We start from the raw sequence: 19,138 nt of genomic DNA, 5'->3' as shown, positions 1-19,138 counted from the left end.
ATCACCATCCGCCCGTGACGCGCCGACGCCTCGCTGAGCGGTGCTCAAAGTCGTATACCGCGGTACGGACCTCATCGGCGGCTGCTCGCCCTTCAGAGGCCGCCGGCCGGCGAGGGGCCACGGCCCTTTACCATGGCAGCCGTCCCGCTCCCGGCCCGCGTGGATCCGTCCCGCCTCCCCGCACGGAAAGCAGCACATGACCGCCACGCCCTCGTGCCTCCTGACCACCCCCGAGCCGCCGAGCGGACCCGTAGACGTCCGGCTGGTCGTGACCGACATGGACGGCACGCTCCTGGACGGCGCCGGGCGCATCCCCGAGAACCTGTGGCCCCTCCTGGCGCGCCTGCGGGAGCGCGGAGTGCTCTTCAGCCCGGCCAGCGGCCGCCAGTACGCCACGCTCGCCGGGCAGTTCGCCGACGCGGCCGACGGCATGGTCTTCGTCGCCGAGAACGGCACCTATGTCGTACGCGACGGCGTGGAACTCAGCTCCGACCCGCTGGACCGCGCGACCGCCGCCCGCGTCGTCGGCACCACCCGGCGGCTCGCGGCCGGCGGTGTGGACGTCGGAGCGGTCCTGTGCGGAAAGAAGTCGGCCTATGTGGAGCGGGCCGACGCGGCCTTCCTCGCCGAGGCGGGGAAGTACTACACCCTGCTGCGCACCGTCGAGGACCTCACCGCGGTCGACGACGAGTTCCTCAAGGTGGCCCTCTTCGACTTCGGGCCCGTCGAACGGACCACCGCGCCCGCCCTGGAGCCGCTCGCCTCGACCCACCAGGTCGTCGTCTCGGGCGAGCACTGGGCCGACATCATGAACGCCACCGCCAACAAGGGCGCCGCGGTCCGCAGGCTCCAGCAGGACCTCGGGATCACGCCCGCGCAGACCGTGGTGTTCGGCGACTACCTCAACGACCTGGAGATGCTCGACGTGGCCGAGTGGTCCTTCGCCATGACCAACGCCCACCCGGAGGTGATCCGGCGCGCCCGCTACCTGGCGCCGCCCAACACCGAGCACGGCGTCCTGCGCACGCTGGCCCGCATGATGGACCTGCCCACCCCCTGATCCATGGCGTGCCCGGGGCCGCCGAGCGGCGCGCTCACAGATCGTTGACCAGCACGGCCGCACCCTCGAAGCGCCCGGCCTTCAGATCGCCGAGGGCCCGCCCGGCCTGCGACAGGGGATACGTGTGCGTCGTCGCCCGTACGCCGTAGCGGGCCACGAGGTCCAGGAACTCCCGGCCGTCCTCGCGGGTGTTCGAGGTGACGCTGCGCAGCTCCTTCTCGTAGAACAGCTCGCTCTCGTAGTGCAGGGCCGGGACGTCGCTGAGGTGGATGCCCGCGACGGACAGCACGCCGCCCCGGTCGAGCGCCCGCAGCGCCACCGGCACGAGGTCACCGACGGGCGCGAACAGGATCGCCGCGTCCAGCGGCTCCGGCGGCAGGTCGTAGGCGCCGCCCGCCGACGCGCACCCCAACTCCAGCGCGAGCCGCCGCGACGCCTCGTCCCGGGTCAGGACGTGCACGGTGGCGCCCTGCGCCAACGCGACCTGCGCGCACAGATGGGCGCTGCCGCCGAACCCGTACAGCCCCAGGCGCCCACCCGGCGGCAGCGACGTCCGCCGCAGCGCCCGGTAACCGATGATCCCGGCGCACAGCAACGGTGCCAGCGCGACGTCGTCCACATCCACGGGCAGCCGGTAGGCGAAGGCGGCCGGCACGGTCGTGTACTCGGCGTATCCGCCGTCGGCGTCCCAGCCGGTGTACTCGGAGGCAGGGCACAGGTTCTCGGCCCCCCGCGCGCAGTACCGGCAGACACCGTCGGTGCGGCGCAGCCACGCGACCCCCACCCTGTCGCCGGCCGTCCACCCGCGCACATCAGCCCCCATGCCGGCCACCGCGCCCACCACCTCGTGCCCGGGCGTCACCCCGGGCCGGTGCACCGGCAGATCGCCCTCGGCGACATGCAGATCCGTACGGCACACACCGCACGCCCGCACCCGCACCAGCAACTCGTCCGGCCCCGGTACGGGGACGGGCCTCTCCACGAACCGCAGTGGTTCGCGCTCGACGGGACCCGGCCGGTCCACCACCCATGCGTGCATGCCCGCGCCCCGTCCCGTCGACGACCGTCCGCCTCCCAGTGTCGGACATCACCGGCCGCCCCGCGTGCCAGGGTCCGCACGACGGCAACCACGCCGGGTCCGGCGGTCTTCCTCCTGTCGTGGCCGCCTCGCTCCCGGGCGGCCGCCCCCACGGTTCGGGCGCCCGAGAGAGGACGCATGCTCCGCATCCACTTCACACCGCAGGATCTGCAGAACACCCGCCTGGCCCGGCGGCCTGATCCGCTGTGGGAACCCGTCTGCGCCACCTGCCGCCTGGAGACCGGACAGGGGCCGCTGGAATTCGGGCGCCGGCGGCGCTCCGTGCGCACGGCAACTCGCCCGGGACCCGCGCGCGGGCCACGTGCTGCGCCCCCTGCGCGACCTGATCCCCAGGCCGGCCGCATCCCGGACTTCCTCACCGGGCCGGTCACGGGAGAGGGCCTGGACGCCGGACTCGACCCGGTACGCCGCACGCCCCGCGCCCGGTTGGCACACGAGCTGACCCTGCTGGCGTCCTCCCGGCCCGTCCCCGGCCGGGCCGCCGCGCTCGGCGGACCCGGCGGGGAGGGTCTCGCATCCCTGACGAACGCACTCGGCCGCTCCTTCCGGCCCCTGCTGGAACCGCACTGGGCCCATGTCCGCGCCGCCGTCGGCAACGACGTCGCGCTGCGCTCCCACCGTGCCCCCTCGGCCTGTGCCTCCCGACAGCACGGGCGCCCGGTCCGCGACCGGAGCGGTGGCCGGGGCGTGGCATGATCGGAGCCATGCCTGAACGTGTTGTGGCCGCCTGCGACGGGGCTTCGAAGGGGAACCCCGGACCTGCCGGATGGGCCTGGGTGGTCGCCGGCGACGACGAGGTCCCGAGCCGCTGGGAGGCCGGCCCGCTGGGCCGGGCGACCAACAACGTCGCCGAACTGACCGCGCTGGAGCGCCTGCTGAGCGCCGTCGACCCGGGGGTCGCGCTGGAGATCCGGATGGACTCCCAGTACGCGATGAAGGCCGTCACCACCTGGCTGCCCAACTGGAAGCGCAACGGCTGGAAGAACGCCGCGGGCAAGCCCGTCGCCAACCAGGACCTGGTCGTGCGCATCGACGCGCTGCTGGACGGCCGAGAGGTCGAGTTCCGCTACGTCCCGGCGCACCAGGCCGACGGCGACCGCCTCAACGACTTCGCGGACCGCGCCGCCAGCCAGGCGGCCACCGTCCAGGAACCGGCGGGCAGCGCGTACGGCTCCCCGGAGCCGCCGTCGTCCCCGCAGCCGCGCGCCTCCGCCTCGTCCCGCCGCGGCGCCCCCGCCCGGAAGAGCGCCTCCGCCCGCACGATCAAGGCGAAGTTCCCGGGCCGCTGCGTCTGCGGGCGTCCCTACGCGGCAGGCGACCCCATCGCCAAGAACGCCCAGGGCTGGGGCCACCCCGAGTGCCGCACGGCGGCAGACGACTAGGGGGTGTTTCGGAAGTCCTGTGCGGTGTCCGCGGTGTCCGGTGCGTGCTCTCGGTGTGCCGGACGAAAGCCCTCGTACTGGACGTACTCGGGGTTTCGGCCGGTGCGGCGAGTGGGGGTGCCCCCTGCTCGAAGAGTTTGGGGGAGCGTGCCGGGCGCCGTGGGTGCTGTGCGGGACTTTCGAAACACCCCCCAGGACCGCCCCCGCGGCGTGGGCCGCCGCCCCCGTCCGTCCCTCTTGGTGAACGGCCATTCACCCGCTATGGTGAATGGCCGTTCACCTCCTTTGCGTCCCGCCGGTCCGCCGTTCCGCGGGTCCGCCGTCCCCCACCGTCCTACCCGCTGGAGCGACCATGGCCCCGATATCCGGTTCGTCCGACCGGTCCGCCGCACCCGCAGGGACGGGCGGACCGGCCGGACGAACCGGAGTGCGGGACCGGCTGGCGGTCCCGGTACTGGCCTTCGGCGGGATCCTCATGGCCGTGATGCAGACGGTCGTCGTCCCGCTGCTGCCCGACCTGCCCCGCCTCACCGGTGCCTCCGCGGGCGCCGTCTCCTGGATGGTCACCGCCACGCTGCTGTCCGGAGCGGTGCTGACCCCGGTGCTGGGACGGGCGGGCGACATGTACGGCAAGCGGCGCGTGCTGCTGGCCGCCCTCGCGCTGATGACGCTGGGCTCGGCGTTGTGCGCGCTCTCGTCCGACATCGGGGTGCTCATCACAGCACGGGCCCTGCAGGGCGCGGCCGCCGCGGTCGTCCCGCTGTCGATCAGCATCCTGCGTGACGAACTGCCCCCCGAGCGCACCGGCTCGGCGGTCGCGCTCATGAGTTCCACGGTCGGCATCGGTGCGGCGCTCGGCCTGCCGCTGGCCGCGCTCGTCGTGCAGTACGCGAACTGGCACGTCATGTTCTGGGCGACCAGCGCCATCGGCGCCGTCGGTCTGCTGCTGGCCTGGTGGGCGGTGCGCGAGTCACCCGTCCGCCACCCGGGCCGCTTCGACGTGCTGGGCGCGCTGGGGCTCGCCGCCGGGCTGGTCTGCCTGTTGCTGGGTGTCTCCCAGGGCGGCCAGTGGGGATGGACAAGCCCGCCGATCCTGGGCCTGTTCACGGCCTGCGCAGTGGTCCTGGTGCTGTGGTGGCGGCAGCAACTGCGTGCCGGGCGGCCCCTCGTCGACCTGCGGCTGGCGGCCCGTCCACGTGTCGCGCTGCCCCACCTCACCGCCCTCCTGCTCGGCTTCGCCTTCTACGCCAACTCCCTCGTGACGGCACAACTGGTCCAGGCCCCGGTGGCCACCGGCTACGGACTCGGCCTGTCCATCGTGGCCAGCGGTCTGTGTCTGCTGCCCGGCGGGGTGATCATGCTGCTGTTCTCGCCGCTCTCCGCCCGGATCTCGGCGGCCCGCGGTCCGCGCGTCACGCTCGCCCTCGGCGCGGCCGTCCTCACCCTCGGCTACGCCGTGCGCATCGCGGACAGCCGCCATCTGTGGATGATCATTCTCGGTGCGTCGATCGTGGCGACCGGGACGACCCTCGGTTATTCGGCGCTGCCCACGCTGATCCTGCGCGCCGTACCGGCCGGGCAGACCGCCTCCGCGAACGGCGTGAACGTCCTCATGCGCACCATCGGCCAGGCCACCTGCAGCGCCGCCGTCGCCGCGGTCCTGGTCCACCACACCAGCCTCGTCGCGGGCGCCCCCGTACCCACACTGCACGGCTATCTGCTGACGTTCGCGATGGCGGGTACGGTCGCCCTGGTGGCCTGTGCCACCGCCCTCGCCATCCCCGGCGACCGGGTCCCCGGCGCCGCCGACCGGGCCGGCGGGCGTACGAAAGCGTCCCACGACGAGGCACTGGAAGGAGCGTGAGCGCCGTGATCCCGCCGCGCGCCGGCGTCCCCACGGGCCGCCAGCCCGGACCGGCTCCCGAACCCGGGCGGGCGCCTGGACCGGCTCCCGAACCCGGGCGGGCGCCTGGACCGGCTCCGGCCCCGGAGCCGTCGCCCGCCGAGCGGTCTCCGGCCGCCGACACCGAGACGACCAGGGCCTCGGCGCGCCGGGACGCCGAGACGACCAAGGCAGGCATCCTGCGTGCCGCGCGCCATCTCCTCGCCCGGCACGCCCACGCGGACATCACCCTCAAGGCGGTCGCCGACCTGGCCGGGGTCAGCCCCCCGCTGATCCTCAAGTACTTCGGCACCAAGGACACGCTCTTCTCCCAGGTCATGTCCTTCGAGGCGGACGCCACCGCACTTCTGGACGCTCCGCTAGCGGACCTGGGCCGCCACATGGTCCGCCATGTGCTGGTGAGTCAGACCGAACAGGGCGCGGACCCCCTGCTGCGCATCGTGTTCGCGCCGCTGCACGGCGAGCAGGGCGACATCCTGCGCGCCAACTTCCGGACCCAGGTCAGTGACCGTCTCGCCGTGCGCCTGAACGGCCCCGACGCCGGACTGCGCGCGGAACTCGCGGTGGGCACCCTGCTGGGCCTGGGGGTGATGTTCGGCATCGCACGCGGGACACATCTGCGTGCCGCGGACCTCGGCGACATCGTCGAACGGTACGCACCGTCGGTCCAGGCGTACCTGACGCCCTGATGCGGGTCAGCCCACGTCCCGCGGCCGGAACTGGATGCTGATCCGGGGCCCGGTCGCCCGTGTGCTCTTGGGGACCGCGTGCTCCCACGTCCGCTGGCATGAACCGCCCATCACGATCAGGTCGCCGTGCCCGAGCGGGCGGCGGATCGTCTCCCCGCCGCCGCGCGGCCGCAGCGCCAGATCGCGGGGAGCGCCCACCGAGAGGATGGCGACCATCGTGTCCTCGCGCGCGCCCCGGCCGATCCGGTCCCCGTGCCAGGCGACGCTGTCCCGTCCGTCCCGGTAGTAGCAGAGCCCGGCCGTGACGAAGGGTTCGCCCAGTTCCTTCGCGTAGTGGGCCGACAGGGCCTCGCGCGCCTCCCCGAGGACAGGGTGCGGCAGCGGTTCGCCCGCGCGGTAGGAGGCGAGCAGCCGAGGCACGTCGACCACCTGCTCGTACATGTGCCGCCGCTCGGCGCGCCAGGGCACCTCGGCGGCCAGCTTCTCGAACAGCGCATCGGCCCCGCTCAGCCAGCCCGGCAGCAGATCGATCCAGGCCCCGGCGCCCAGCCGGGTGCGCCGGGGCCCGTCGAGCGGACCGAGCCGGAGGTCGTCGGTCTGGTCGAAAAGGGAGCCCTGGAGATGCACGCCCATGCCAGGGATCGTACCCCGTTGTTCGAAAATGTGTTCTGTTTGTCGGATGGATGCGTGCCCCCTGTCCGGCGGCGTTCGTCAACTCCTTTGCTGCGAAGCAACCTTGAGGCTGAAGGTGGCGTCGTGATCGACAGCCGGCGAGTGGTACGGCCGACCGTCGGATGGGCTCCGGGGTATGTGCGCGGGGTGCTACACGCTCCGTGTGTGCATATCGCGCACACGTGTGCGCACAGGTGTTCGCGTCTCACGTGTGCGCATATACGCGGAGTGCGTAGCCGGGCGTGAGCCGTGCCTGCGTCAGGGACCAGGGCCGCCCGACCACAGCCTCAGGCGGCGGGTCCCGGGGTCAGTGCTCCTTCTGCGGCGTCAGCTCACTGGGCCGTACGACCACATGTCCCTCGCCCTCCAGCTTCAGCTGGACGGCCTCACCCGAACCGCCCCGCAGCATCGACCCGATGGACTGCGACCGGTGCAGCGAGGTGTGCAGCCGGGCTGTCCAGCCCACCACGGCGTCGGTGTCGACGTACACCGGCTGCTGCGGCGAGACGGGTATGACGAGCGGATTGCCCTCGCAGGTCAGCCCCAGTTTGCCGGTCCCGGTGAACACGCTGTTGAAGATGCCGCCGCCCGTGATGCCCGCACCCTTCACCGTCCTGATCGTGTACGCCAGGGTCGCATCGAAGCACAGCACGTTGCGCCCGTTGACGGTGAACTCGTCGCCCGACACCTCCACGATGAAGCAGTTCTGCGCCTCGTGCGCGAACCACGCCTCGCCCTGTCCGCGCACGGCCATCAGCGGCAGTCCCTCGCCGGTGACCGCCCGCTTGAGCATCCCGCCCACACCCTGGCCCTTGCGCTCGAACTGCAGGTTCCCCCGGTAGGCGACCATCGCCCCCTGCCGCGCGAACATCTCGCCGTTCACGACGTACCGGATCGACTTGGCGTTCTGCACGGACATGCCCGGCCCGGCGGTCGGCTGCACCACGTGGTCACTGGAAAAGAGGTCACCCTTCATGGGCGCATCCTGTCCCGGAGGATCGGGCTCCGCCAAGATCGCCGATGTCCTGAATCGGCAACAACTCCTCACGGCGGTGCAGTGGACAAGCCTTGCTCACCGCTCCGCGCGCCGGGCTGACGAGATCCTCACACGTGCCGGTCAGGGGCGGAGGCATGATCACAGCCATACGAGTACCCAGCGGGCCGACGGCGGGCAGGCCGTCTTCGAGGTGACCCACACGGGCAGCGGCATCGCCGTGGAGGATCTGCCGCAAGCCTTCGACCGGAGCCGGCGGGCCGAGAAGTCCTGCAGCAGACGCACCGGCGGCAGCGGTCTGGGTCTGCCCATCGTCCGTCAGCTCGTCGCCGCCCACGGCGGCACGGTCACGGCGGCACGGTCACGGCGTCCGCCGAGGCGGCTGCCGGCTCCGTCCTCACCCTGCGGTTGCCGGCGAAGCGGGCACCCGCAGAGATGTGAGCCGCGCGCAGGGGAGCCCTCCGTGCCGCCCGGCACGGAGGGCTCCCCTGCGCGGGCCTGTTCAGCCCTTGATCTCGGTCCAGGCCTGCACCCACTTGGCATAGGGCACGCACTTGACGTCCGTACGGCCGTCGAGGCACTGCTCGATCGGCGTGGTCCAGAACGCGACGTCCTTCCAGTAGTTCTCGTCGGTGGCGTGGAAGGTGTCGCAGAACGCCGGGTCACTGGTCTCGTCGCAGGACTTGATGTTGGAGGGCGCCTCCCCGAAGTACTCGGCGACCTCGGCATTGACCTTCGGCGAGATGATCCAGTTCATCCACTTGTAGGCGCAGTTGGGGTGCTTGGCCTTGGCGGAGAGCATCCAGGTGTCGGACCAGCCGGTGGCGCCCTCCTGCGGCAGTACGGCCTTCACCTTGGCGCCCTCGCTCTCGGCCAGGTTGGCGATGACCTGCCAGGTGGTGCCGATCACCGTGTCGCCGCTCTTGAAGGCGGAGATCTCCTTGAGGTAGTCGCTCCAGTACTCGCCGACGTTCGCGCGCTGGGCCTTGAGCAGGTCGACGGCCGCGTCGAACTGCTGCTGGTCGAGCGCGTACGGGTTCTGGATGTGCAGGCCGGGCCGGGTCTCGCGCAGGTAGAGCGCCGCGTCCGCGATATAGATCGGGGAGTCGTACGCGGTGACGTGGCCCTTGTACTTCGAGGCGTCGTCGAAGACCGCGGACCAGGAGAGGGGGGCGGGCGAGACCTCCTTCGTGTTGTACATGAGGAGGTTGGCGCCGCGGCCGTGCGGAACGCCGTACATCTTGCCGTTGACGGAGTTCCAGCTCTGCTTCTTCAGGCCGAAGAAGACGTCCTCGTAGTTGGGTATGAGGTCGGTGTTCACCGGTGCCACCTCGCCGCCGGCGATGAGGCGGAGGGAGGCGTCACCCGATGCGGAGACGGCGTCGTAGGCGCCGGTCTTCATCAGCTTGACCATCTCGTCCGAGCTGGCCGCCACCTTGGCCTTGACCTGGCACCCCGTCTCCTTCTCGAAGGGGGTGACCCAGTCGACCTTCGGGTCGTTGGACCCGTCCTCGACGTAGCCCGCCCACGCGATCAGGTTCACCTGTCCCTCGGCAGGACCGAGCTCCGACTGCATCTTGATGTTCGGCGGGTTGAAGCCGGCCGTGGACGCGGTCGAGTCGGAGAACAGCCCGCAGCCGCTGACGAGCAGGAGGGAACTGGCGGCAGCCGTGACTTGGAGGGCTCTGTTGAGGTGCAAGGGAATCTCCACCGTGTATGGGAGTGGGGGGAATCAGGGGCAAGGTGTGACGGCGGGTGGCGGCGGGTGTGACGTACCGGATCCAACGCGGGTGAGGGGCGCGGAACGAGGCCGCGCACGACACCCGTGTCAGGGGCGGCGTGGTGACCGAAGCCACTGAGAGCACCACGGATTGCGGCGGCGCACTCGGACGGGACTCCGGGTCGGCGGGCGGGCCGGACGGGCGTCGCCCAGGCGTCCGCCCACAGAACAGGGTGGCGTCGTCGGACGGACTTCGTGGCCAACACCTTACGGAGCGTCGCCATTTCGATCAACTTCAACCGGTGAGTAGCACGTTGAAGGTTGGTCAAGATGCGGTGGAGTCAAGAGGGCGTATACCGTCGCGGTCATGGCCGACTCCCCACAGCAGCCCGGGCTTTCGCCCTGCCTCGTCCCCCGCCCCGCCCCGCCGGCGCAGGGTGCGGTCCCGAGAGACGGAAGCGGTCGCCCGGGCGCGGTGGCGGCGGCGATCGGCCCGGTCACGGAAGCGGGCGTGGCGGCCCGGGTGCGCTCCACCCTGGAGGCCGTCTTCGACACCGTCGCCCGCGTTCGGGAGGACACCACGGCGCTGCTGACCCGCGTCGCCGCCGAGGGCCGCCGCCCGGCGACCGCCGACCTCGCCGCGCTGCGCCCTGGCCTCCATCTCCACCTCGCGCGGCAGGAACTGGTCTCCGGCGTCGGCTTCGTGGCCGCGCCGGGTCTGCTCGGCGACGTACCGGCCTGGCTGGAGTGGTGGCAGACCGGCTCCGACGGGGCCGTACGGCCGCTGCTGCTGGACCTCGATCCGCGGCACTCCGCGTACTCCGACTACACGCACTGGGACTGGTTCGCGCTGCCCCGTGACACGGGCCGCCGCGCGGTGGCCGGACCGTACGTCGACTACCTCTGCTCCGACGAGTACAGCCTCACCCTGTCCGCGCCGGTCCATGTCGAGGGGCGGTTCGCGGGGGTCGCCGCGGCGGACGTGTACCTGCGGCACTTCGAGGCAGCGGTGATGCCGCTGCTGCAGGGGCTGTCCGGACCCGCCCATCTGGTCAACGCCCGCGGCCGGGTGGCGGCCTCGACCGACCCGGCCCACCTGGTGGGCTCGCTCACCAAGGGACCCGACTTCGGCGGGCTGCTCGCCCGGGGACGGCCCGGCCACCACGACGGGCTGCGGCTGGTCCCGTGCGACGACATCCCGCTGGCACTCGTGGTGGCGGCGGGCTGAACGCGCCCGTGCCGCCGGGCCGGTCGCGCCCCCCGGTGCCAAGAGCACCCGCGGCCACGACCGCCCCGGCCAGGTGCGGCGAAGGCGTCACCTGCGGGGCCGGCGCCGCCGCGTCGGACGTGGCCGCGGGGGACGATGCCCGCGACCGGCGGCATGCTGATCGCGGGCGCCCGAGGCGGGTGGGGCCCCGCCGGCGGGGCCGCTCGCCGATCGGTGATAGTGAACCCGGACCGAACGGTGTACGAGGCAGTCAGGAAGTCCGTGGACACGAGTGAGAGCACGACCGGCAACGAGGCGGCACCGGAGGGCGGGGGGCCGGACGCGGTGGAGGCGAAGGGGAGGGGATGGCGCCGCTGGGCGATGGACACACGGCCGCTGCGCCGCCCCGCCTACCGCCGACTGTGGTCCTCGACCATCGTCACCTCCGTCGGCAGCCAGCTCACCGCGGTCGCGGTGCCCAAGCAGATCTACGACATCACCGGCTCCTCGGCGTGGGTGGGCTACGCGAGTCTCGCCGGACTCCTGCCGCTCGCGCTCTTCGCGCTGTGGGGCGGCGCGATCGCCGACAGCATGGACCGCCGCAGGCTGCTGCTGATCACCAACTCCGGCATGGCCGTCACCTCCCTCCTCTTCTGGCTCCAGGCCGCCACCGGTCTCGGCTCGGTGCTCGTCCTGATGGTGCTGCTCGCCCTTCAGCAGGCCTTCTTCGGCCTCAACTCGCCTGCCCGCAACGCCTCCATCGCCCGCCTGGTCCCGGCGGACGAACTGCCGGCGGCGAACGCGCTCGGCTCCACCGTCATGCAGACCGGCCTGGTGGCGGGACCGCTCCTGGCCGGCGCCCTCATCCCCGTCCTCGGCCTGCCCGAGCTCTATCTGATCGATGCCCTGGCCCTGTGCGCGACGGTGTGGGCCGTCGTCCGGCTTCCCGCCCTGCCGCCCCTCGTGGCCGGGGCGGGCAGGGGAGCGGGCCGGCAGGCGATAGCCGAGGGCTTCCGCTACCTCGCGCTGCACAAGGTGCTGCTGCTGTCCTTCCTGGCCGACATCATCGCCATGGTGCTGGGCATGCCCCGCGCGCTGTTCCCGCAGCTCGCCGCCCGGACGTACGCGCCCTACGGGGAGGGTCTGGCACTCGGCCTGCTGTTCGCGGCGATCCCGGTCGGCGCGGTGCTCGGCGGCCTGATGTCCGGCACGTTCTCCCGCGCCCGCCGCCACGGCCTCATGGTCATCGTCTCGGTGATCGCCTGGGGAGCGGCCATCACCGGCCTCGGACTGACCACGAACCTCTGGGTGGCCGTCGCCTTCCTGGCCGCCGCCGGGGTCGCCGACATGGTCTCCATGGTCTTCCGCGGCGCGATTTTGCTGTCGGCGGCCACCGACGAGATGCGCGGGCGGCTGCAGGGGGTGTTCACGGTCGTCGTCGCGGGCGGCCCGCGGCTCGCGGACGCGCTGCACGGCACGGTCGGCTCGGTCCTCGGTGTGCGGGCGGCGATCGCCGGGGGCGGCCTCCTCGTCGTCGTGGCCACCCTGGGCCTGGCCCTGGCGACACCGGCCCTGCGGGAGTACCGGATGTGACGGCGCGCCCCCGCGGTACGGCGGCCGGGGCGCCACCGGAATGCGCGCCGTGGCCGGGCGGAAACCGAATCCCCGTTTCCGAGGGAATTCCTTCAAGGGGTAATTCGTGACATATCGGGGTATTGTCCATACATGAATACGGCGAGCTATGTGGTACTGGCGGTATCGCAGCAGCAACTCAATGTGTTCTTGGCCTTCATCGGCGGCATGGTCGTCGCGGGGGCGTTGATCTGGGCCGTGCGGCTCGGTATGGCCGTACGGGACCGGGAGCCAGCACCACCCGGCCCGGACGAGCAGCCCCACCTGCCCGACGGTGGTGCGGTCATGGAAGAGACCGAGGTCCGGGAGCCCGACGAGATGCCGCACGCGATGCAGGAGAGCGAGCGGCTCATGCCGTACGAGATCCACCACCAGGCGAGCAGACGGAGCGAGGACCAGAAGCGCAAGCGCTGGCTCCCGGGCTCCAGCGGCGCGTTCGGCAGCGGCGGCCCAGGCCACGTGTGACACGTGCCGGCGCCGCTCACGGCAGATCCGCCGCCGAGTCCTCCGGTGCCAGGTCCGGACGAAGGCGCAGCCATGAGGGTTGCCTCAGCAGACCGGCCCGGGTGCGGGTGCTGTAGCCGACCTCGCCGACGAGCCTCGGCAGGACCCAGTGGGCGCCCGGCACCCGGGGGGCCGGCTCGAAGGGGCATGCCTGCGTGTGCAGCGCCCGGAGCGTACGGGCCAGTTCCGCCCGCTCCCGCTCGCTCCACCCCGTGCCGACCCGGCCGACGTAACGCAGCCGCCCGGTCCCCCGCTGCCCCACCAGCACAGCGCCCGGCAGACCCGTCAGCCGTCCCCGACCGGGCAGCCAGCCGCCCACGATCACATCGACGGCCCGCACGTTGCGGATCTTGATCCAGGACCGGGAGCGCACCCCCGGCTCGTAGACCGAGCCGAGCCTCTTGCACATCAACCCCTCCAGCCCGCTGCGCCGGGTCGCCTCCAGGGCCTGTGCGCCGTGTCCGACGATCGCGCCCGGCATCGACCAGTGCGGCCCGGCCAGGGCGAGCTCCTCCAGTTCCCGCCGCCGGCGGGCATAGGGGAGTGACGTGATGTCCTGCCACAGGAACATCACGTCGAACAGCACCAGATGCACGGGCGTGCGTGCCGCCCGGCGCGTCGCCAGCGCGGGGGAGCGGGCCAGCCCCATACGGGACTGCAGCCGCTCGAAGTCACTGCGGCCCTGCTCGTCCAGCGCGACCACCTCCCCGTCCAGCACCGCGGGCGTCGCGCCCAAAACGCCGCCCAGCGGACGCAGTTCGGGGTACGCGCCGGTGATGACCTCCCCTGAGCGGGCGCGCAGCTCCAGCCCACCGTCGCCGGGCAGATAGACCACCACCCGCTGGCCGTCCTGCTTCGTCTCGTACGCCCACTGCGCGTCCTGGCGGGCGGGCGGCAGGGTGCCGGGGGTGGCGAGCATCGGTGCGATCAGCGGCAGTCTCACGCGTCAGTTGTCGCCGGTGGCGCCCGCTCTCACGCGTCCCGTCCGGGCGTTTTCCCCTGAACGGCGCCGCCTGCCCGGCTTGGAGCGGCCTGCGCGATCAGCTCCTGGAGCCGCAGCCCGCGCCGGGCGTCCAGCGCGCCCGCCACCCCGGTGCGTACCGCGGTGGCGAACTCCCGGCGCAGCACCGGCCACGCCTCCTCGTGGTCGAGCCCGTCCGTCTCGTACACCAACGGCGGCTGCGGCCCGAACAACTCGACGCGGGTGCCGCCCCGCGCGATGTGGACCGCGCCGGACAGCGAGCACTGACTGACCACGCCGTTGGTGTGCTCGCAGGTCAGCTCGATCCAGCGGCGGGGGTCCCCGGTGCCCCGCACCCGGGCGACGGGACCGATCGCCGCGTCCAGCAGATCCAGCAGATGTGGCCCGATGTCGAGCAGCGCGCCGTGCTCCAGGCGCCAGGGGGTCGCGAAGGCGCCTCCCAGGAAGGCGCCGCTCAGCCCGTTGGAGCGCGCACCGGTCACCTCCAGGCCCCGCGCGGCCGCCAGGAACCGCCGGGCCGCCGGGTGGTAGCGGTTGGTCAGCACGAGCTGCGAGACGACCCCGGCCTCTTCGGCCGCGTCGGCGAGCCGCCGCGCCGAGGGCAGATCCGCCGCGAGCGGCTTCTCCAGCAGCAGGGCCCGGCCCGCCCTCGCCGCACGGCCCGCCAGGTCGGTCTGCACCGCCGGGGGAACCGAGAACGCGACGGCTTCGCACCCGTCGAGGAGGTCCTCGAACCGTGCGGCGGCCCGTGCGCCGTACGGGGCCGCGACCTCGCGGGCCGCCTCCTCGCGGCGCGCCCACACCGCCGTCAGCCGGGTCTCGGGCCCCGCGGCGAGCACCCGCGCGTGCACGGCCCGCGCCCAGGGGCCCGCTCCCACCAGCCCGACCCTCACGGGTTCCCCGGCCCACGGCAGCGTGATGTCCGTCATGGACGGAACTCCATCACGACTCCACCGGCTTGACCAGACGCGCCCTCCGCGCAGGCGGAACCCCGTCCGACACGCGGGAACTTGGCCGAACGGAGGCGATTGCGGGACGGCGCGGCCCCCTGGGCCGGCCGCTCAGCGATCACCCCCTCCACAGGAGCCACCGTGACGCCACCCCGCGGGCAGACCGCCGGACGCAGTACCGTCCTTCCCCGACAGGCCGTCACCTCGACGGTTCCCGTCGCCCTCGCCGCTCTGTTCGCGGCCGCGGGCCCGGTCGCGGCCGGCACCGCGGGCTCCTCCGCGGCGGGCGATCCCTGCTTCCCGCTCGTCGGCAACGGCGGCTACGACGTGCGCCACTACGATCTGTCCCTCGGTCAGCCGCCCGGGGCCGTCGCCTTGATCACGGTGAAGTGGCGCGCCGTGCCGGAGATGCCCGGCAGCGTCCTCGGCGCGCTCCAGGTGGGCATGCTTCCCGGCCGTTCAGGGGCGGGCGTACTCCTGCCGTACCACAGAGGCGAGTTGGGCCACGGCCTCCTCGGCGCCGGTGCGGTCGGCCGCGTCGAGCAGAGCGAGCGCGTCGGCCGCGGCCTCCCGGACCGGCCGGGACACCTCCTCCAGAGCGGCCATCCGGTAGGCGACGGTCCGCCGCGCGGCACACTCCTCGGGGGTGACTCCGGTGACGCCGGTGCGCGGGAAGACGGCGGCCTCGTACACGGCGACGTGGAGCAGGACTCCGTGCGCGATGCCTTCGGCGTAGCCGCGGATCCCGGCCTGCCGCCGGGCCGCGGCGAAGTGCGCCAGGGCACGCCGGTACACGAGGGAGGCGCCTAGGGCCGCCGCCGCGCCCGCGCACGCCGCCGCCACGAGCGCGACTCGCGCGCCCCCGAAGAGCGAGCCGATGAGGGCGCCGCTCGCGGTGATCAGGCAGACCAGCCCGCTGACGAGCAGCAGCAGGGCGCGGGTGGGCGTGATCGGGGCCATGCGGGGCAGTGTGCCAGCAGCCGCTGTGCCGCGGGGCGGCCTTCGGGAGGCCACCCGGAAAGGTCTCACCGAGGACGGGGTGGACGTGATGTGCGACACGTGCCCGGCCGCCGTGGGTGTGCCCACGGGAGGATTGTGGCTGGGCACGGCTTGATCGGTGATCAAGCACGGCAAACCTCCCGGCCATGAGGTGTTCTCCGCATTTGACACTTTGTTGCGCGCGCGGATAGGAAACATGACGCGAAGCGGGAGAGGTGTACTTGTGCGTGAGCCCAATGTGATCGGCGACTGGCAGGAATGCGCAGACGAGCATGCCGGGCTGCGCGTCCGGGTCCATGGCCTGGAAAAAGCGGAGCCGCCGCGCGGTCGCGACGAGGCCGCTCAGGGGCTGGTCTATTTCCGTTTCCGGGTGACGGTCGAAAACCGAATGGGGGAACCCGTGGGTATCCACCTCGAAGACGGCCACCTCGACATCCGTACCGGCTCCGACGGCGAGAGTGCATTCCTCGACTGGCGCAACTCGCAATTCATCGAGGGATTCGATCTCTATCCGCTGCGCCGCGCGACCGCCGTCCTTTATGCGGCCGCCCCGGAATCCTGCCCGGGCCAGGTGGACATCCAGGTGCAGCTGAAGGTGGACGACGAATGGGCCGACCGTTATCTGTGGTCCGGCGACATGACGGTGCGGGACGGCCTGCCCGGCACGGGCGCCCGCTCCGACGGCGCCTGCGAGAGCCTGGCCGGACAGATCAGTACCTTCCTGCGCGAGGAGGCGGAGCGAGGGCGGGGCTGACTGCCCGGCCCCCGCCGGCCATGACGACCGGATCGCCCGGTGCCGGACGCGATCGCCCGCGGCCGGAGCAGGTCCCGCTCGGCCGGCGCGCAGGCGATCGCCGGGTGGTCAGCCGCCGAGGGTCCCCGGCGCCGCCTGCTCGGCCCAGATGACTTTGCCGTCCTTGGTGTAGCGCGTGCCCCAGTGCTCGGCGAACTGGGCCACGAGGAAGAGGCCCCGTCCGCCCTCGTCCGTGCCGGTCGCATAGCGCAGATGCGGGGAGGTGCTGCTGTGGTCGGAGACCTCGCAGATGAGCGCACGGTCGCGGATCAACCGCGCCTTGATGGGCCCTGTGGCGTGGCGCATGGCGTTGGTGATCAGTTCGCTGCAGATCAGCTCCGTGGTGTCCACGAGGTCCTCCAGCTCCCACTCCACGAGCCGGGCGGAGACGGCAGCGCGTACCCGGCGAACGGCCGCGGGGTCGGACTCCACGTCCCACTCGGCGACCTGCCCGGCCCCCAGCACCCGCGTACGGGCGACGAGCAGCGCGATGTCGTCGCTCTGGGTCTCCGGGAGCAGGGCTTCGAGCACGGCGTCGCAGGTCTCCTCGGGTGACTGGTCCGCGCGCGCCAGCGTCTCGCGGAGCAGCCGGAGCCCGTTGTCGATGTCCAGGTCGCGGCGCTCGATGAGCCCGTCGGTGAACAGGACCAGCCTGCTGCCCTCGGGCAGCCGCAACTCGGCGGCCTCGAAGGGCAGTCCGCCGATGCCGAGGGGAAGGCAGGACGGCACGTCAAGGAACTCCACCCTCCCGTCGGGGTGTGCGAGCGCGGGCGCCAGGTGGCCGGCGCTGGCGATGGCACAGTTGCCGGACACGGAGTCGTAGACCGCGTACAGGCAGGTGGCGCCGGTGACGGTGGTCTTGTCGCCGGCCGCGATCGCGTCCTGGTCGATGAGGGCGACCAACTCGTCGAGATGGCTGAGGAGTTCGTCGGGCGGCAGGTCCAGGGGGGTGGAGAAGTTGTGCACGGCGGTGCGCAGCTGCCCCATGGTGGCCGCGGCATGCAGTCCGTGCCCGACGATGTCGCCCATGACCAGCGCGACCCTGGCGCCCGGCAGCGGGATGACGTCGAACCAGTCGCCGCCGACCCCCTCCTGCGCGGGGAGGTAACGGGAAGCGACCTCGACGGCGTTCTGTTCGGGCAGCGCGCGGGGCAGCAGTCTCCGCTGCAGCGCCACGGCCAAGCCGTGCTCGCGGGTGTAGCGGCGTGCGTTGTCGAGGGACACGGCGGCCCGGGTGGCCAGTTCGGCCGCGAGGGAGAGATCGTCCTGGTCGAAGGGCTCGGGCTTCTCGGAGCGCCAGAAGTGGACGACGCCCAGCAGCACGCCGCGGGCGGACAGCGGCGCCGAGATGAGCGAATGGACTCCGAAGTCGATGATGCGGGAGCCCCGTGCGGGGTCCATCGCCTGCCATCGCGTGGAATCACGCAGCCGAGGCACCAGGACCGCCTGCCCGCTCTCGATGCTGCGGGCCTGTGGTGATGACGGCCCGAAAGTGATCACGTCGCCGACGGCGAAGAAGGGAGCGTCGTCGCGGATGCCGCTGACGGCCGCGCGCTGCATCCGCTTACTGTCGGTGCTGATGCCGTTCATCCCCAGTTCCTCTTCGCGCAGCACGGACTCGGCCAGGTCGACGGTGACGTAGTCGGCGAAGCTGGGAACGGCGACCTGCGTCAGCTCTTCGGCCGTACGGGTCACATCGAGGGTGGTGCCGATGCCGCCGGTCGCGTCATAGAGCAACTTCAGCCGCCGCCGTACCAACTCGACGCGCTGCGACGCCTCGCCGATCATCTCCATCACTTCATCGGTGCCGACCTCTTCCTCTCCGGCCACCGCGGCGACCGCAAGCCGGGCGGACGCGGCGCCCACCGAACCGGCGAGCTGGGCTTCCGCGTGGTGGACCAGATCGGGGGGCGCTTCGGCCGCCAGTGAGTCGGGTCTTCTTCCGGGGTAGGAGCGCAACGCCCGCTGGGCGCCCTCCCGCCCGAGGAAGCGCTCCAGCAGGGTCTGCAGTTCGCCGACCGTGGCGCGGACCTGCCAGCGCCGCCCCCTGACAGGCCCTTCGAGGATTTCGACGAACTGCACCGCCTGCGCCCGCTCGGCAGCGTCCGGCCGGTCCGCGAGGGAGACTGCGACATACCCGCCGAAGTTCAGCAGTGCACTCCAGAACATCGCATGGCTGATCGGGTCCATTCCCGTCACGCCGAACAGGTGCTGTGGCCGGAGCAGCCCGATGCCGAGCGGGCCCTCCCGCAAGAAGGAAGCGGACAGCAACCCGGCGTCGGCGAAGGTCGGCAGCACCAGGGTGTACGCCCACACGGCGAAACCCGCCACCAGGCCGACCAGCACGCCCCGGCGGGTACCACCCTTCCAGAACAGGCCGCCCAGGATGGCGGGTGCGAACTGTGCCACAGCCGCGAACGACACCAGGCCGATCGACACCAGTGCCGTCTCCTCGCCCGCAAGCCGGAAGTAGGCGTACCCGAGCAGCAGGACCAGCACGATGGTCGCCCGGCGGATGCCCAGCACCAGCCCGGCGAGGTTGTCCCGGTGCG

16 protein-coding genes and 2 pseudogenes are annotated in these 19,138 nt (G+C 72.4%); 10 read left to right on the top strand and 8 right to left on the bottom strand.

All coding sequences use genetic code 11. From position 1 onward, the window contains the following. The first annotated feature begins 196 nt into the window (after positions 1-196). Positions 197-1,060: a Cof-type HAD-IIB family hydrolase gene (locus tag ACFSL4_RS00300; protein ID WP_381076736.1), complete on the top strand. Its 864-nt coding sequence runs from the start codon at positions 197-199 to the stop codon at positions 1,058-1,060. 34 nt (positions 1,061-1,094) lie between these two features. Here ACFSL4_RS00300 and ACFSL4_RS00295 read toward each other — a convergent pair whose 3' ends face one another. Next, positions 1,095-2,099 carry a zinc-binding alcohol dehydrogenase family protein gene (locus ACFSL4_RS00295; RefSeq protein ID WP_381076733.1) on the bottom strand — a complete coding sequence of 335 codons (1,005 nt, stop codon included), beginning with the start codon at positions 2,097-2,099 and terminating at the stop codon, positions 1,095-1,097. A gap of 177 nt (positions 2,100-2,276) precedes the next feature. Between ACFSL4_RS00295 and ACFSL4_RS00290 the strand changes: the two genes are divergently transcribed. The 4 genes from ACFSL4_RS00290 to ACFSL4_RS00275 all read left to right on the top strand — a co-directional run bounded on the left by ACFSL4_RS00290 (position 2,277) and on the right by ACFSL4_RS00275 (position 6,133). Then, positions 2,277-2,855, top strand: coding sequence for a hypothetical protein (locus ACFSL4_RS00290; protein ID WP_381076731.1), 579 nt, complete (start codon positions 2,277-2,279; stop codon positions 2,853-2,855). Further along, the gene (locus tag ACFSL4_RS00285; protein WP_381076728.1) at positions 2,852-3,541 is read left to right on the top strand and encodes a ribonuclease H family protein; all 690 of its coding nucleotides are present in this window, start codon (positions 2,852-2,854) and stop codon (positions 3,539-3,541) included. Before ACFSL4_RS00290 ends, ACFSL4_RS00285 begins: the two co-directional genes overlap by 4 nt. A 352-nt stretch (positions 3,542-3,893) precedes the next feature. Next, a complete protein-coding gene (locus ACFSL4_RS00280) occupies positions 3,894-5,405 on the top strand; it encodes an MFS transporter (protein ID WP_381076726.1) in 1,512 nt (503 codons plus the stop codon). After that, positions 5,402-6,133, top strand: a complete 732-nt coding sequence (locus ACFSL4_RS00275; protein ID WP_381076723.1) for a TetR/AcrR family transcriptional regulator — start codon at positions 5,402-5,404, stop codon at positions 6,131-6,133. Before ACFSL4_RS00280 ends, ACFSL4_RS00275 begins: the two co-directional genes overlap by 4 nt. 6 nt (positions 6,134-6,139) lie before the next feature. Here the strand turns inward: ACFSL4_RS00275 and ACFSL4_RS00270 are convergent, their stop codons facing one another. Together ACFSL4_RS00270 and ACFSL4_RS00265 are read right to left on the bottom strand one after the other, a co-directional pair. After that, positions 6,140-6,766 carry an alpha-ketoglutarate-dependent dioxygenase AlkB gene (locus ACFSL4_RS00270; RefSeq protein WP_381076721.1) on the bottom strand — a complete coding sequence of 209 codons (627 nt, stop codon included), beginning with the start codon at positions 6,764-6,766 and terminating at the stop codon, positions 6,140-6,142. A gap of 346 nt (positions 6,767-7,112) precedes the next feature. After that, positions 7,113-7,781, bottom strand: a complete 669-nt coding sequence (locus tag ACFSL4_RS00265; RefSeq protein WP_381076719.1) for an AIM24 family protein — start codon at positions 7,779-7,781, stop codon at positions 7,113-7,115. Positions 7,782-7,965: 184 nt separating this feature from the next. Between ACFSL4_RS00265 and ACFSL4_RS00260 the strand changes: the two are divergent. Next, positions 7,966-8,240, top strand: a pseudogene (locus tag ACFSL4_RS00260) (ATP-binding protein); the annotation flags it as partial. A 61-nt stretch (positions 8,241-8,301) separates the two neighbouring features. On the opposite strand, the gene ACFSL4_RS00255 reads toward ACFSL4_RS00260, so the two are convergent. Further along, entirely contained in the window at positions 8,302-9,498 is a 1,197-nt protein-coding gene (locus tag ACFSL4_RS00255; protein ID WP_381076716.1) for an ABC transporter substrate-binding protein, read from the bottom strand. A gap of 388 nt (positions 9,499-9,886) precedes the next feature. Between ACFSL4_RS00255 and ACFSL4_RS00250 the strand changes: the two genes are divergently transcribed. The 3 genes from ACFSL4_RS00250 (at position 9,887) to ACFSL4_RS00240 (ending at position 12,823) form a co-directional block, all read left to right on the top strand. After that, positions 9,887-10,747: a cache domain-containing protein gene (locus ACFSL4_RS00250; RefSeq protein ID WP_381076714.1), complete on the top strand. Its 861-nt coding sequence runs from the start codon at positions 9,887-9,889 to the stop codon at positions 10,745-10,747. Positions 10,748-11,008: 261 nt separating this feature from the next. Next, positions 11,009-12,319 (top strand): MFS transporter, encoded by a 1,311-nt coding sequence (locus tag ACFSL4_RS00245; RefSeq protein WP_381076712.1) that lies wholly within the window; start codon positions 11,009-11,011, stop codon positions 12,317-12,319. A gap of 132 nt (positions 12,320-12,451) precedes the next feature. After that, complete coding sequence (locus ACFSL4_RS00240; protein WP_381076710.1) at positions 12,452-12,823, top strand: DUF6479 family protein; 372 nt, start codon at positions 12,452-12,454, stop codon at positions 12,821-12,823. A gap of 16 nt (positions 12,824-12,839) precedes the next feature. Here the strand turns inward: ACFSL4_RS00240 and ACFSL4_RS00235 are convergent, their stop codons facing one another. The 3 genes from ACFSL4_RS00235 to ACFSL4_RS00225 form a co-directional block, all read right to left on the bottom strand. Then, entirely contained in the window at positions 12,840-13,805 is a 966-nt protein-coding gene (locus ACFSL4_RS00235; protein WP_381076707.1) for an ATP-dependent DNA ligase, read from the bottom strand. Positions 13,806-13,834: 29 nt separating this feature from the next. Beyond that, a complete protein-coding gene (locus ACFSL4_RS00230; RefSeq protein WP_381076704.1) occupies positions 13,835-14,773 on the bottom strand; it encodes a Gfo/Idh/MocA family protein in 939 nt (312 codons plus the stop codon). Positions 14,774-15,253: 480 nt separating this feature from the next. Then, a complete protein-coding gene (locus ACFSL4_RS00225) occupies positions 15,254-15,754 on the bottom strand; it encodes a hypothetical protein (protein ID WP_381076702.1) in 501 nt (166 codons plus the stop codon). Between the two features lie 262 nt (positions 15,755-16,016). Here ACFSL4_RS00225 and ACFSL4_RS00220 point away from each other — a divergent pair, with 262 nt between their 5' ends. Beyond that, the gene (locus ACFSL4_RS00220; protein WP_381076699.1) at positions 16,017-16,547 is read left to right on the top strand and encodes a hypothetical protein; all 531 of its coding nucleotides are present in this window, start codon (positions 16,017-16,019) and stop codon (positions 16,545-16,547) included. A 108-nt stretch (positions 16,548-16,655) separates the two neighbouring features. On the opposite strand, the pseudogene ACFSL4_RS00215 reads toward ACFSL4_RS00220, so the two are convergent. After that, positions 16,656-18,359: pseudogene (locus ACFSL4_RS00215) on the bottom strand (SpoIIE family protein phosphatase); the annotation flags it as partial. Between the last annotated feature and the right edge of the window lie 779 nt (positions 18,360-19,138).

Source organism: Streptomyces caeni (assembly GCF_042678285.1).
Lineage (GTDB): Bacteria > Actinomycetota > Actinomycetes > Streptomycetales > Streptomycetaceae > Streptomyces > Streptomyces caeni.
The sequence above is the reverse complement of the archived record's forward strand: the minus strand, read 5'-3'. Positions and strand labels throughout refer to the sequence as shown.

Bases quoted from the DNA above. Each gene is read 5' to 3' on its own strand.
- ACFSL4_RS00230 (WP_381076704.1), bottom strand. From the start codon at position 14,773: ATGACGGACATCACGCTGCCGTGGGCCGGGGAACCCGTGAGGGTCGGG.
- ACFSL4_RS00240 (WP_381076710.1), top strand. From the start codon at position 12,452: ATGAATACGGCGAGCTATGTGGTACTGGCGGTATCGCAGCAGCAACTC.
- ACFSL4_RS00290 (WP_381076731.1), top strand. From the start codon at position 2,277: ATGCTCCGCATCCACTTCACACCGCAGGATCTGCAGAACACCCGCCTG.
- ACFSL4_RS00225 (WP_381076702.1), bottom strand. From the start codon at position 15,754: ATGGCCCCGATCACGCCCACCCGCGCCCTGCTGCTGCTCGTCAGCGGG.
- ACFSL4_RS00250 (WP_381076714.1), top strand. From the start codon at position 9,887: ATGGCCGACTCCCCACAGCAGCCCGGGCTTTCGCCCTGCCTCGTCCCC.
- ACFSL4_RS00300 (WP_381076736.1), top strand. From the start codon at position 197: ATGACCGCCACGCCCTCGTGCCTCCTGACCACCCCCGAGCCGCCGAGC.
- ACFSL4_RS00270 (WP_381076721.1), bottom strand. From the start codon at position 6,766: ATGGGCGTGCATCTCCAGGGCTCCCTTTTCGACCAGACCGACGACCTC.
- ACFSL4_RS00280 (WP_381076726.1), top strand. From the start codon at position 3,894: ATGGCCCCGATATCCGGTTCGTCCGACCGGTCCGCCGCACCCGCAGGG.
- ACFSL4_RS00265 (WP_381076719.1), bottom strand. From the start codon at position 7,781: ATGAAGGGTGACCTCTTTTCCAGTGACCACGTGGTGCAGCCGACCGCC.
- ACFSL4_RS00285 (WP_381076728.1), top strand. From the start codon at position 2,852: ATGATCGGAGCCATGCCTGAACGTGTTGTGGCCGCCTGCGACGGGGCT.
- ACFSL4_RS00295 (WP_381076733.1), bottom strand. From the start codon at position 2,099: ATGCACGCATGGGTGGTGGACCGGCCGGGTCCCGTCGAGCGCGAACCA.